Below are 12,661 nucleotides of genomic sequence, written 5' to 3'. Positions count from 1 at the left end.
AATAAGTAGTAGTCATTGTTTTTCTCTTAATTCTTTTAGTAAAAACGATGTCGATAAATTAAACAGCAAGTTTCATTAATTCTGTTTGAGTTGCTTCGGCAGCGGTGAGCTCACCGGCAAGTTCACCGTTACGGAAAACAATAATTCGGTCGCTCATGCCAATAATTTCAGATAACTCAGAGGAAACCATAATGATACCTTTGCCTTTTAAGGCAAATTCAGACATGAAACGATAGATTTCTTTTTTAGCTCCGACATCAATACCTCGTGTCGGCTCGTCTAATAACATCACTTCAGGATCTAGCAACGCCCAGCGACCGAGCACCACTTTTTGTTGGTTACCACCACTGAGATTCCCTGCAAGTTGTTCAGCATCTGGTGTTTTAATGTTAAACAGTTCGATCATATCGATTGAGCGTGCTTGCTCTTTCTTTTCATTGATAAAACTGGCCTTACTGATGGCAGAAAACGAGGCAATATTAATATTTTCACTAATTGAGCGACCTAACATTAACCCTGTTTCTTTACGATCTTCTGTGACATAAGCAATACCTGCTTTGATAGCATCTTGAGGTGAATGTTTGCCAAGTTGAATATCATTGATTTTTATGGTTCCAGTCGTGGCATGCTCAATACCAAAAATCAGATCAAGGAATTCACTGCGCCCTGAACCTACTAGCCCATAAATACCTAATATTTCGCCTTTTTTAAGGGTTAGATTGATCTGCTTAATTTTATCCAGCCAACTGACTTGCTCAACAGTTAACAATGTTTCATCGGTTGGTTGATTAAATTTGGCGAATTCATCTTTAAATTCACCACCAATAATGTGCTCAATCAGTTGTTCACGGGTAATGTCGGCGATCGTACCTTCAGTAATAAAAGTACCGTCACGAAAAATTGAAAAGGTATCAGCGATTTGAAAAATTTCAGATAGACGATGAGAAACGTAAATAATCCCTTTACCTTTTTGCGCTAAATGGGTGATCACATCGAAAATTTTTTGTGCATCTTCTTCGCCAATGGCTGAAGTTGGCTCATCCATAATAATGATGTCTGCATCCGCGTGAGAAAGCGCTTTTGCAATTTCTACCAGTTGTTGTTCAGCAACACTGAGGTTACGTACTTTCTCTGTCGGTAATAAATCAAAATGCAAATCAGCCATTAAATCAGCGGTAAGTTGATTCATTTTTTTGAAATCAACAAAACCGAATTTTTTAGGTTCACGACCTAACCAAATATTTTCAGCAATGGTGAGATCAGGAATAGAACTCAGTTCTTGCTGAACGATGGCAATGCCAGCATTGAGAGCATCTTTTGGCTGCTGAAAATGGCAGTGTTGGCCTTTAACAATAATGTCACCCGAATCAGGCTGAATGAACCCCATTAGAATACTTAAAAAGGTTGATTTACCTGCGCCATTACCACCACACAGTGCGTGAATAGAGCCTTTTTTCAGGCTAAATTGCGCATTTTTGAGTGCGATAACTGGCCCAAATGATTTTTTAACCCCTGTGATATGAAGAAGTTCATCTGCCTGAATGCCCACTGAGTTTGTCATACCATCACCTCTGGATATTCAGTTTGTAGTAATGAAAGATAATCTTGATAGAGGGTTTCATAACATGAAACATTTGTATGATCAGGTTCGACTAATGTGCTCTGATCAAGATGAACAAATCGCTGGCAAATTTGTGCTAATAACTCTGTTTTATCGTCTTGTTCAGTTAATGTGTCACACCAAAACGCCTGGATAGCGGCGCCGAGTGCAGCGGCTTCGCTGTTAGTGACACAAATAACTGGAGAATTCATGATATTGGCAACGATTTGGCGCCATTTGGCACTTTTGGCGCCACCACCTGTTAAACGGATCTCATTAGCTTGGATACCTTGCTTACGGAACAAATCAATCCCAAAACGTAAGCCATAAGTGGCACTCTCCACCACCGCTAGGCTTAGGTTATGAGCGTTTAAATTACTGCCATCAATATTATGGATACTAGCTTTTGCTTGAGGTAGTTGAGGTACGCGTTCACCATTAAAGAACGGCAATATTTTTAAACCATTAGCACCTGGGGCTGTTTGCTCTAAGGCATGATTAAAACCATTCAGATCAAGATTAAGAAAATTTTGAATAGTAGTTGTTGCGGAAGTGACATTCATAGTACAAATTAGCGGCAACCAACCATTGGTCGATGAACAGAAACCGGCGATCATTTCAGAATCAGCGACAATCGGTGAGTCTGAATAAGTAAATAGTGTGCCTGATGTTCCCAAACTCATAGTGATGATACCGGGTTTTATATTTCCAGTGCCAATTGCTGCCATCATATTGTCACCGCCACCTGAAGCTACTTTGGTTTGGCTAGAAATGCCCAGCCTATTTGCAATTTCAGGTAATACGGTGCCAATGCAAGTTTCTGCTGTGATCAATGGCGGCAAAGCTTGCTGCAAGCGGCCAGAATCATCAATCAAATTGATGGTATGTAAATCCCATTTGCGAGAACGAATATTTAATAAACCTGTGCCTGATGCATCGCCAAACTCAGCAACACGAACGCCAGTTAACCAAAAATTAAGGTAATCATGTGGTAGCAGCACAGTATCCAGCCGCGCCCATAATTCAGGGTGATGGTTTTTGAGCCATAAAATTTTAGAAATGGTATAACCCGTTTGTGGCATCAGCCCTAGCTGAGCGAGTGAGCCTTCTACTCCACCTAAGGCATCAATAATGGTATGGTTTTCTGTGGCTGTTTCGGTGTCACACCACAATTTGACAGGAGCAATGACTTGCCCCTGCTTATCGAGTGGCACAAAGCCGTGCTGTTGCCCTGACACTGAAATCGCGGCGATCAGTTTGCCGTCAATGCCAGCATTGTTGATCGCTTGGTGGAAGGCGCTTTCTAATGCATCTGTCCACCAAGAAGCATGCTGTTCACGGCGCCCAGATGCTTCACTAATTAGTGGGTGCGGTGCAGAGCCCTCACCCAAAATTTGTGCGCTTTCGCTATCAATGATAACGACTTTGGTACTTTGTGTACCGCAATCGATCCCAGCATACAGTGTCATCGATTACTCCATTTCCAGTACAATTTTAATATCAGTTGGGCGGCCTTCAGCAGCACGCTCGTATGCTTCAACGCTATCTTTAAATTTATAGGTTGCAGACAAAAGCGGTTTGACATTAAGTTTGCCTGAGCTGAGCAAACGAATGGTGCGAGGGTACATATTTGCGTAACGGAAAATGGTTTTAAAGGTGATCTCTTTGGCTTGTGCGGAAACAATATCTAATGGTGCTGGGTCAATCGGCATACCGACTAAAACAGCGATCCCACCCGGAGCCATGTGTTCGGTAATATTGGCAATCACGGCTTTGGCGCCACTGCATTCGAATAGTACGTTTACGCCATTACCTTCAGTCAACTCACTGACTTTGTCTACAATAGCTTGAGTGTCTTTACTGTTGATCGCGTGTAGCCCAGGGTATTGCTTAGCAACTTCTAATTTTTTATCAAATAAATCACAGATAATGACATCGGAACAGCCACCAGCCAGTACCGATAATGCAGTGATGATGCCGATGGTGCCAGCACCAATGACCAGTGCGATATCACCCGGTTTGATTTCTGCTTTGGTTGCAGCTTGCATGCCAATAGCCAGTGGTTCCACCATGGCACCTTCAGCAAAGGTGACATTTTCAGGTAACTTAAAGGTGAATGCAGCTGGGTGGATCACGCTTTCACGTAAGCAACCATCGATAGGTGGGGTTGCCCAAAAACGTACCGCAGGATCTAAGTTATAAAGACCCGCACGTGACTGTGTAGATTGTAAGTTTGGAATACCGGGCTCCATACAAACGCGATCGCCGACTTTTAAATGAGAGACATTTTTACCAACAGCAGTGATCACCCCAGAGGCTTCATGACCGAGGATCATCGGTTTTTCAACCACAAATGGGCCAATGCGGCCATGTTGGTAGTAGTGAACGTCGCTACCACAAATTCCAACGGTATGAATTTTAATTTCGACATCATCCTCTCCAAGGACTTCAGGACTTTGCCAATCTTGGATAGAAATTTTTCCTGCTTTCTCGAGTACTAATGCTTTCATGATTACCTCTGGCTCATTTTTATGGTATCGATATCATTTTAATGATGCGGATATTAGATCGAATTTTATTATTTTTATGTGATGCAGGTTATACTTTCATTAAATGAGTAGCTTTTTTGTAACAATAGGCCAGTGAATAGGCTAGTTGATCACATTTTTTGTGATTTGAATGCCGTTATAATGTTATCGGTATCATTAAGGAGAGTCACAGCATGAAGAAAGATAATTACCGCCAGCAAGTGATAAATTTTTTACAGCAAGCACACATTACTATCACCGAAGAAGAAAAAGCGCGGATTGAAATAGCCAGTTTTGGTTTACCTGATTATCCTCGTTCAGGTTTACAACTATTAACTTATTGTAATAGCACACGTTATTGTGCTAAAGAATTAGTGCTATTTCCCAATCAAGTTTGCCCTGAGCACTTGCATCCTCCTTTTGAGGGGTCAATAGGTAAACAAGAAACATTTCGTTGTCGTTGGGGGGAGGTATACCTTTTTGTCGATGACTCATCACTCAGATTAAATCAAAATGATTCAGGTAAACCTATTTGCTCTAAGCCTGAAGGTGATGAGCAGTGGTATCAATGTGATCGCTTTATTTTATTAAAAGCAGGCGATCAATATACGATAAAACCTAATACATTACATTGGTTTAAAGCGGGTGAAATGGGAGCAGTTGTTTCCGAGTTTTCCAGTGAGAGCCGTGACGAATTAGATGTTTTTACTGATCCCCGAGTTCGCCGTTTGGAAGGTGTTTGAGTCACTCAACGGATTTTGCATGACTGAAACGATTAAATGATACTATAATGGTACAAAATGATACTTAATTTAATAAGGAGATGAAATTGGCAGATCATAAGTCACAGAAGGTGACACTCGAAAATGTCGCGGCACTTGCAAATGTCAGTAAAATCACTGCATCCCGTGCTTTTTCACAGCCAGACAAAGTTCATCCCGAAACGTTAAAAAGAATTTTAGAAGCGGCAGATAAAATAGGCTATGTGGTGAACGCGGTAGCACGTAGCCTACGCGCCAAATCATCGAAAACCATTGGTATTGTTACTCCTGATATGGGAAACCCTTTTTTTGGTGGATTAGCTAAATTGATGACGCAAGAAGCTTATCATGTGGGCTATGACACGTTAGTGTTTGATTCTTATGAATCAAAAGAAAATGAAGCTCGTATTATTGAAAAGCTGATTGGTTACAACGTGGATGCCATCATCTTGTCTGTCGTTTCATCCGATCGCTTTTATAAACCCGCTTATTTTAGGCAGCTTGAGTTATTAAACATCCCAGTCATTTTAGTGGATAGAGAAGTGGAAATTAAACAATGTAGCGGTGTTTACATTGATAATTTAGATTGTGGTTTACAAGCAGGGCGCTTTTTGCAATCACAAGGAGCAAAACAAGTAGTCATTGTTTCAGGTCCTGAAGATTCTAACGTAGCTCGTGATAGGGTGACAGGCTTAAATGCCGCATTACAGGGCAGTGTTGATAAAGTTGATATTTTATATGCAGATTTTCTGATGGATGAAGCTTATAAGGTGACTGATAATTATCTACAACAACATAAAGCGCCTGATTATTTTGTTGGTTGTAATAACCAAATCTCTTTAGGAATTATTAAAGCTTGTATTAAGCATCAAATCTCACTACGTGATGATGTGGCGCTATTTAGCATTGATGAAGTGTCATATTCATCAATATATGGTTTTAATTTCCCTTGTATTTCACATGATTTACAGGAAATTGCTTGGCAAGTGATCAATATGGCAGTGAGAAGGGCGTCTGATGATAGCGCCAAACCGGCAAAAGTGATTGTGCGTGGAAAATTAATGGTGACACCACCAGAACATGTTTTATGATCTGAAAGCTGTTTTGACTCAACCTGTTAATTAATATAATCGTTTATATACTCTAAATATTTAGAGTATATGATCGTTATGGCGAGAGATGTTAACCGATTAGGTTAACATGCTAGCGTTTGTTTTACCTTTTCAAAATTTATTACATCTATTATGCGTTTATAAATGAGTGAGAGCGTGCTTATCAAGGCACTTTTTTTTCGCTGATAATCTACGGAAGCCACTATACTCTAAATCATTCGAGGTACAGCTAGGCAACAAGTGAGCGAGTTGCTAGAAGCATAGATAGCGATGTGACTGGCCCGAGTGGACACAGTTCAACAACGCTGGAACTTGAAGTATGACGAGTATATATTACTTGTTTGGCAGTCCATTCCCTCATAGGTAATTTATGATCATAGAATATCGTCGTTTACATACATCTCAATTAATATCCAGTGAAAAAGAAACGCTATTTGGCTTGCTGGTGGAAGGCTTTAGCAGTGATTTTACTTACGATGATTTTCAGCATACGTTAGGCGGAATGCATGTTATTGCGTATGATCAACAAAAGATGGTCGGTCATGTTGCGATTGTGCAGCGAAATATGGCGATCAATGATGACCCTATATCAGTGGGTTACGTTGAAGCGATGGTGGTAGAAGAAAACTACCGCCGCCAGGGGATTGGCGCTAGTTTGATGCAACATACTAATGAAATTATTAGTGCGTGTTATCAGCTAGGGTTGTTATCCGCCTCGGAAGAAGGCCAAAAGTTATATCGTTCAGTTGGTTGGAAGGTATGGAAAGGAGCATTGTTTGAGCAACAACAGCGACATTATATCCGCTCAATTGAAGAAGAGGGGGGAGTAATGGCATGGTCAGCGCATGATAATATTGATTTCACGGCTTCATTGTATTGCGATTTCCGCGGCGGCGATCAGTGGTAATTAATGATTATATAAAGAATTAAAGAAGGCAGTTGTCATTCGAACAATATGAAATTTACTCTTTTTAATAGTAAATTGCAGTCATTACCCTATTTTAATTGACTAAGATGTGATTATTATAATTTAAATAGTAGCTTATTATTATTGTTTGACAATTAAGGCGCGATAGCTAGAATGTTAACTACATCAGTCTATTAGGGCTCGTAAGCGTTTACGTTAATCAACGCATATAACTATGTTTTGCAACAGTTATATGCTGTTGCGATTGCGTAATCTGGAGTCTATATAATGTCATTACAAAATAGCAATACAATCTTTGGTGTTCCTAAGCTTCCAACCCGCGCACTCATCTTTTTGATCCCTTTTTTCTTATCATTAGTTATGAGTGGTGTCGTCTCTTTGATTAGTACAGTAAAAGCCTTGGGACTAAACAGTGCAATGCTTGGCGAATGGGGCAGCTCTTGGATGTTATCTTGGATAATTGCTTTTCCGACAGTATTAATTGTTTTACCTTTAGCTAAGAGGCTATCGTTAGTTTTTGTTAAAAGCTAAAAAGGTCAACCCGCTATCCTTATTTGGGAGCGGGTTGGCTCATTTGATTAATGGCTAGGTTCTTGCCGTGGTAAAGCCGATGTAGGAAGCCCAAATATTTTGTCAAATGCCCAGTTAAAAAAGAATGTATAAATAGGAATAAAGATAATAAGTGCAAAATCGAGTATTAGCGCCTGTAGTAAACTAATCGATAGCCACCATGCGATCAGGGGGATCAAGAAGACCACTAAAGTTAATTGAAATAAAATCGCGTGGACAAATCGACGTCGAAACGTCCTAATTCTTGATTTTTGTTTTGATTCCCAATATTCAAAAGCTACATTGAAAATAAAATTCCAACTAACGGCAATGGTGGTAATAACCAAAGCTAATGGCCCCGTTGTTCCTGCTGAGTTCCCCGAAAGAAATGCCAATGCTAATGATGAAATTACCCAGCCAATCACTTCATAGGTTGTAATAAAGATCACTTTACGTTTGATACCTTGCATTTTATATCCACTATTCTGTGCTGTGAGGTCTGGTAAATTAAATCAATATTGATGATAATAAAAGTTAACTACTATCAAGATTATTGAAAGGTTGGCGATGCCATTTAATAGTGAAAATTTAATGATCTTTTTAACTGTAATCGAAAAAGGTTCATTTTCAGCGGCAGCAAGAGCATTGCATAAAGTGCCTTCAGCGGTGAGTATGGCAGTTGCTAATTTAGAGGCGGAGTTAGGTTTTTCGCTGTTTGAAAGGCACACGCGAGAGCCAAAGCCAACAGAGAAAGCACTTGCTTTAGTGCCCTATGCACGCAATATCGTGGATAATTTGCGACAGTTAAATATCTTTTCTCGTGAATTAACTGAAGGTGTTGAAAGCACACTTACCATCGGTGTTGCTGAAGGGATCAACCCAAATATTCTTCTTGAGTCACTAAAAACTCTCAGCCAGCGTTACCCTTTAATGCATGTCGAGCTCATCACTGCAGCACAGGATGATATTTTACCGCTGTTACATGAACATAAAATCCAATTAGCAATGGCATTTGGTGGGCTATATGTGAATTCTCAAGAGCAATTTTACTGTATTGGTTATGAATCATTGGTTGCCACGATCAGTGCAAACCACCCATCAATCGCTCAGCAAGCAAATTTATTTATCGAAGATTTAGTGCACACACGGCAAATCGTGGTCACCAGTTTTCAGCGTCGATTAAGTGATATTCGATCAGTAGTTTCAACCAATTATTGGCGAGTTGGAAGCTTTGCTATGGCATTAGGATTAGTGAAAGCAGGAATGGGGTGGGGTAATTTACCCAATTCTCTAATAAAGGATCAGCTTAAGTTTGGTTCATTAAAACAATTAGAGTTTAAAAATACACCAAATGGTTTAGTACTTCCTATCCATATTGTGTGTTTAAAAGGACAGGTATTAAAACGGGGTGCACAGGAGTTGATTGAATTATTAAAAACTAATAATTCAACAATGTAAAATTCAGTCATTTGATAAAGGATAAGTTTTATGTCACTTAAGATTATTGGTTTATTTTTCTTAACTGCTTTGGCTGAAATAGCTGGATGTTATTTTCCTTATTTGTGGATGAAAAAACAAGGTGGAATATGGTTATTACTTCCTGCTGCTTTATGCTTAATGATATTTGTTTGGTTGCTGACATTACACCCAGAGGCAAGTGGTCGTATTTACGCAACTTATGGTGGGATCTATATTGCGACAGCATTGATATGGCTGCGTGTCGTTGATGGTGTCTCACTGACAACCACCGATTGGGTTGGTGCTATTGTGGTATTTATCGGTGCAGGTATTATTATTAGTGGCTGGAAGTAGTATACTCATAAAATATAATTATCATATGATTATTTCTATTTGGTTAATTTCTGAAATAATCATCTTTAAATTAAGTTAAATTTTACTTTTGATTTTAATTCGATTTTTAAAATTTGTGAATTTATGAGTAATTGATCTGCATCAATAATGAAAAATATTACCCAATTGGTAGTATTTTAAAAATAAAATTAACTACTCAAATAATATTAATTCACCATTTATTTTCATATTCATTGATTTTAGGCAATATATTATTATCAAGTATTGATACTCTGCGACCGTTTTATAAAACAAATATAAAGAGGGAAGCAATGAACGTCAGTCGCAGAAAGTTTTTTAAAATCTGTGCCGGCGGGATGGCAGGTACTACTGTAGCTGCGTTAGGTTTTATGCCTGCAACGGCAATGGCCAATGTACGTGAATATAAATTACTTCGGTCTAAAGAGACTCGTAATACTTGTACTTACTGTTCTGTAGGGTGTGGGTTATTAATCTATAGCATGGGCGATGGTGCCATGAATGCTAAATCCGCTATCTTCCACGTTGAAGGTGACCCTGATCATCCCGTCAACCGTGGTGCACTGTGTCCGAAAGGCGCAGGTCTACTTGACTATATCCATAGTGAAAATCGCTTACGTTACCCTGAATATCGCGCACCGGGCTCCGATAAATGGCAGCGCATCAGTTGGGATGATGCATTCACTCGCATCGCTAGGTTGATGAAAGATGACCGCGATGCCAATTTTATTGAAAAAAACGATCAAGGAACTACGGTCAATCGTTGGCTTTCCACTGGGATGCTATGTGCGTCTGCAGCAAGCAATGAAACCGGTATGCTAACCCAGAAATTTGCCAGATCACTAGGGATGCTGGCAGTTGATAACCAAGCGCGTGTCTGACACGGACCAACGGTAGCAAGTCTTGCTCCAACATTTGGTCGCGGTGCGATGACCAACCACTGGGTTGATATTAAAAATGCCGATGTGATTATTGTGATGGGCGGAAACGCTGCGGAAGCACATCCTGTTGGGTTCCGCTGGGCGATAGAAGCGAAAAACAATAATGATGCAACATTGATTGTCATCGATCCGCGTTTTACACGCACAGCATCGGTTGCTGATCATTATGTCCCTATTCGCTCTGGTACTGACATTACCTTCTTGTCAGGTGTGCTGCTGTACCTGATTGAAAACAACAAAATCAATGCCGAGTATGTTCAACACTATACCAACGCAGCACTGTTGGTTAGGGATGATTTCAGCTTTGATGATGGTTTATTTAGTGGCTATAACGCAGAAAAACGCGCTTATGATAAAACCACATGGAACTATCAATTTGATGAAAATGGTTATGCATTGCGTGATGATAGCTTGCAAAACCCTCGTTGTGTTTGGAACTTACTCAAACAACACGTTTCGCGCTATACACCTGAAATTGTAGAGCAAATTTGTGGTACGCCAAAAGATGACTTCTTAAAAGTTTGTGAGATCTTGGCATCAACCAGTACCGCAGATAGAACCACGACTTTCTTGTATGCGTTAGGTTGGACACAACATACTGTTGGTGCCCAAAACATCCGTACCATGGCGATGATCCAATTACTACTCGGTAATATGGGTATGGCAGGTGGTGGAGTCAACGCATTGCGTGGTCACTCAAACATTCAAGGCTTAACTGACTTAGGGCTGTTATCTACTAGCCTACCGGGCTATTTAACACTACCTTCTGAGAAACTAACTTCAGTTGACAGCTATCTGGCAGCAAATACGCCAAAAGCGACGTTACCTAATCAAGTTAACTATTGGAGCAATTACCCGAAATTCTTTGTAAGTTTAATGAAGTCTTTCTACGGTGATGCGGCTCAAAAAGATAACCAATGGGGTTATGACTGGTTGCCTAAGTGGGATCAGGCTTATGACGTGATGAAGTACTTTGACATGATGAGTAAAGATCAGGTCAATGGCTATATCTGCCAAGGCTTTAATCCAGTTGCGTCATTCCCTGATAAAAACAAAGTGGTGAGTTGTTTAAGTAAACTGAAATACCTTGTGGTTGTCGATCCGTTAGTCACCGAAACCGCCAACTTCTGGCAAAACCACGGTGAAATGAACGATGTGGATACTGCTTCAATTCAAACTGAAGTATTCCGTTTACCATCGACATGTTTCGCTGAAGAAGATGGTTCGATCGCTAACTCAGGCCGTTGGTTACAATGGCACTGGCAAGCTGCGGACGCACCGGGTGAAGCACGCAATGACGGGCAAATATTAACCGGTATTTTATACAAAATTCGTGAGTTTTATGAACAAGAAGGGGGCAAAGGCCGTGACCCACTAATGCAAATGCGTTGGGATTACAAACGCCAATTCCACCCTGAATCAGAAGAAGTTGCCAAAGAGAACAATGGTGTTGCATTGGTTGATTTGTATGATGCAGAGGGTAATTTGCAAGCCAAAAAAGGTGAGCTACTCAGTTCATTTGCATTGTTACGTGATGATGGTTCGACGGCTTCATCTTGCTGGATCTACACGGGTAGCTGGACAGAAAAAGGTAACCAGATGGCAAATCGTGATAATAGCGACCCATCTGGTATCGGTAACACGTTAGGTTGGGCATGGGCATGGCCGCTAAACCGTCGCGTAATTTATAACCGTGCTTCTTGTGATACACAAGGTAGACCGTGGGATAAAAAACGCACTTTAATCGAATGGAATGGTAAAAAATGGGTCGGTAATGATATTCCTGACTTTAACGCCTCTGCGCCTGAAGTGGGTACTGGGCCATTTATTATGCAGCCTGAAGGGTTAGGTCGCTTATTTGCCATTGATAAAATGGCAGAAGGCCCGTTCCCTGAACACTATGAACCATTTGAAACACCACTGGGGACGAATCCATTACACCCTAATGTGGTTTCAAACCCAGCGGCGCGTATTTTTGAGGATGATAAACAACGCCTTGGAAGCCACGAACAGTTCCCTTATGTCGGTACGACATACCGCTTGACTGAACATTTCCATACATGGACTAAGCACGCACGTTTAAATGCAATCGTGCAGCCAGAACAATTTGTGGAAATCAGTGAAACGTTAGCCAATGCGAAAGGGATCGCTAATGGTGACAAAGTCAAAGTGAGTAGTAAACGTGGATTTATCAAAGCGGTTGCCGTGGTCACTCAAAGACTACAAACCTTAATGGTTGATGGCAAACCGATTGAAACCGTTGGTTTACCGATCCATTGGGGCTTTGAAGGTGCAACGCAAAAAGGTTTTATTACTAATACGTTAACGCCATCAGTGGGTGACGCAAACTCTCAGACACCTGAGTACAAAGCATTTTTGGTTAACATCGAGAAGGCGTAAGGGAGGGAACAA

Annotated in this window: 11 protein-coding genes; 7 read left to right on the top strand and 4 right to left on the bottom strand. The window is 40.6% G+C overall.

Annotated elements, in window-relative coordinates; translation table 11 throughout:
• Positions 1-58 precede the first annotated feature (58 nt).
• The 3 genes from AC3Z9T_RS05390 to AC3Z9T_RS05380 are packed head-to-tail and all read right to left on the bottom strand — an operon-like array spanning position 59 to position 4,110.
• Complete coding sequence (locus AC3Z9T_RS05390) at positions 59-1,561, bottom strand: sugar ABC transporter ATP-binding protein (RefSeq protein WP_490125201.1); 1,503 nt, start codon at positions 1,559-1,561, stop codon at positions 59-61.
• Positions 1,558-3,069, bottom strand: a complete 1,512-nt coding sequence (gene xylB, locus AC3Z9T_RS05385; protein WP_490125200.1) for a xylulokinase — start codon at positions 3,067-3,069, stop codon at positions 1,558-1,560. The genes AC3Z9T_RS05390 and xylB overlap by 4 nt, the downstream gene beginning before the upstream one ends.
• A gap of 3 nt (positions 3,070-3,072) precedes the next feature.
• Positions 3,073-4,110: an NAD(P)-dependent alcohol dehydrogenase gene (locus tag AC3Z9T_RS05380; RefSeq protein WP_490125199.1), complete on the bottom strand. Its 1,038-nt coding sequence runs from the start codon at positions 4,108-4,110 to the stop codon at positions 3,073-3,075.
• A gap of 212 nt (positions 4,111-4,322) precedes the next feature.
• Between AC3Z9T_RS05380 and AC3Z9T_RS05375 the strand changes: the two genes are divergently transcribed.
• The 4 genes from AC3Z9T_RS05375 (at position 4,323) to AC3Z9T_RS05360 (ending at position 7,460) form a co-directional block, all read left to right on the top strand.
• On the top strand, positions 4,323-4,871 hold the full coding sequence (locus AC3Z9T_RS05375) for a D-lyxose/D-mannose family sugar isomerase (RefSeq protein ID WP_490125198.1): 549 nt from the start codon (positions 4,323-4,325) through the stop codon (positions 4,869-4,871).
• A gap of 80 nt (positions 4,872-4,951) precedes the next feature.
• Entirely contained in the window at positions 4,952-5,980 is a 1,029-nt protein-coding gene (locus tag AC3Z9T_RS05370; protein ID WP_490125197.1) for a LacI family DNA-binding transcriptional regulator, read from the top strand.
• A gap of 391 nt (positions 5,981-6,371) precedes the next feature.
• Positions 6,372-6,908, top strand: coding sequence for a GNAT family N-acetyltransferase (locus AC3Z9T_RS05365; protein ID WP_490125196.1), 537 nt, complete (start codon positions 6,372-6,374; stop codon positions 6,906-6,908).
• Positions 6,909-7,196: 288 nt separating this feature from the next.
• A complete protein-coding gene (locus tag AC3Z9T_RS05360) occupies positions 7,197-7,460 on the top strand; it encodes a DUF2798 domain-containing protein (protein WP_490125195.1) in 264 nt (87 codons plus the stop codon).
• 47 nt (positions 7,461-7,507) lie between these two features.
• Here AC3Z9T_RS05360 and AC3Z9T_RS05355 read toward each other — a convergent pair whose 3' ends face one another.
• Complete coding sequence (locus AC3Z9T_RS05355) at positions 7,508-7,948, bottom strand: PACE efflux transporter (RefSeq protein WP_490125194.1); 441 nt, start codon at positions 7,946-7,948, stop codon at positions 7,508-7,510.
• A 97-nt stretch (positions 7,949-8,045) separates the two neighbouring features.
• Here AC3Z9T_RS05355 and AC3Z9T_RS05350 point away from each other — a divergent pair, with 97 nt between their 5' ends.
• The 3 genes from AC3Z9T_RS05350 to fdnG all read left to right on the top strand — a co-directional run bounded on the left by AC3Z9T_RS05350 (position 8,046) and on the right by fdnG (position 12,649).
• Positions 8,046-8,936 (top strand): LysR family transcriptional regulator, encoded by an 891-nt coding sequence (locus tag AC3Z9T_RS05350; protein ID WP_490125193.1) that lies wholly within the window; start codon positions 8,046-8,048, stop codon positions 8,934-8,936.
• A gap of 30 nt (positions 8,937-8,966) precedes the next feature.
• On the top strand, positions 8,967-9,290 hold the full coding sequence (locus AC3Z9T_RS05345; RefSeq protein ID WP_490125192.1) for a YnfA family protein: 324 nt from the start codon (positions 8,967-8,969) through the stop codon (positions 9,288-9,290).
• A gap of 311 nt (positions 9,291-9,601) precedes the next feature.
• A complete protein-coding gene (gene fdnG / locus AC3Z9T_RS05340) occupies positions 9,602-12,649 on the top strand; it encodes a formate dehydrogenase-N subunit alpha (RefSeq protein ID WP_490125191.1) in 3,048 nt (1,015 codons plus the stop codon).
• Positions 12,650-12,661: the final 12 nt, after the last annotated feature.

It is taken from the genome of Providencia sp. 6390, from assembly GCF_058148425.1.
The sequence above is the reverse complement of the archived record's forward strand: the minus strand, read 5'-3'. Positions and strand labels throughout refer to the sequence as shown.

Excerpts from the sequence above, each read along its gene's own strand:
- AC3Z9T_RS05390 (WP_490125201.1), bottom strand. The coding sequence starts at position 1,561 with ATGACAAACTCAGTGGGCATTCAGGCAGATGAACTTCTTCATATCACA.
- xylB (WP_490125200.1), bottom strand. The coding sequence starts at position 3,069 with ATGACACTGTATGCTGGGATCGATTGCGGTACACAAAGTACCAAAGTC.
- AC3Z9T_RS05380 (WP_490125199.1), bottom strand. The coding sequence starts at position 4,110 with ATGAAAGCATTAGTACTCGAGAAAGCAGGAAAAATTTCTATCCAAGAT.
- AC3Z9T_RS05375 (WP_490125198.1), top strand. The coding sequence starts at position 4,323 with ATGAAGAAAGATAATTACCGCCAGCAAGTGATAAATTTTTTACAGCAA.
- AC3Z9T_RS05370 (WP_490125197.1), top strand. The coding sequence starts at position 4,952 with ATGAAATTGGCAGATCATAAGTCACAGAAGGTGACACTCGAAAATGTC.
- AC3Z9T_RS05365 (WP_490125196.1), top strand. The coding sequence starts at position 6,372 with ATGATCATAGAATATCGTCGTTTACATACATCTCAATTAATATCCAGT.
- AC3Z9T_RS05360 (WP_490125195.1), top strand. The coding sequence starts at position 7,197 with ATGTCATTACAAAATAGCAATACAATCTTTGGTGTTCCTAAGCTTCCA.
- AC3Z9T_RS05355 (WP_490125194.1), bottom strand. The coding sequence starts at position 7,948 with ATGCAAGGTATCAAACGTAAAGTGATCTTTATTACAACCTATGAAGTG.
- AC3Z9T_RS05350 (WP_490125193.1), top strand. The coding sequence starts at position 8,046 with ATGCCATTTAATAGTGAAAATTTAATGATCTTTTTAACTGTAATCGAA.
- AC3Z9T_RS05345 (WP_490125192.1), top strand. The coding sequence starts at position 8,967 with ATGTCACTTAAGATTATTGGTTTATTTTTCTTAACTGCTTTGGCTGAA.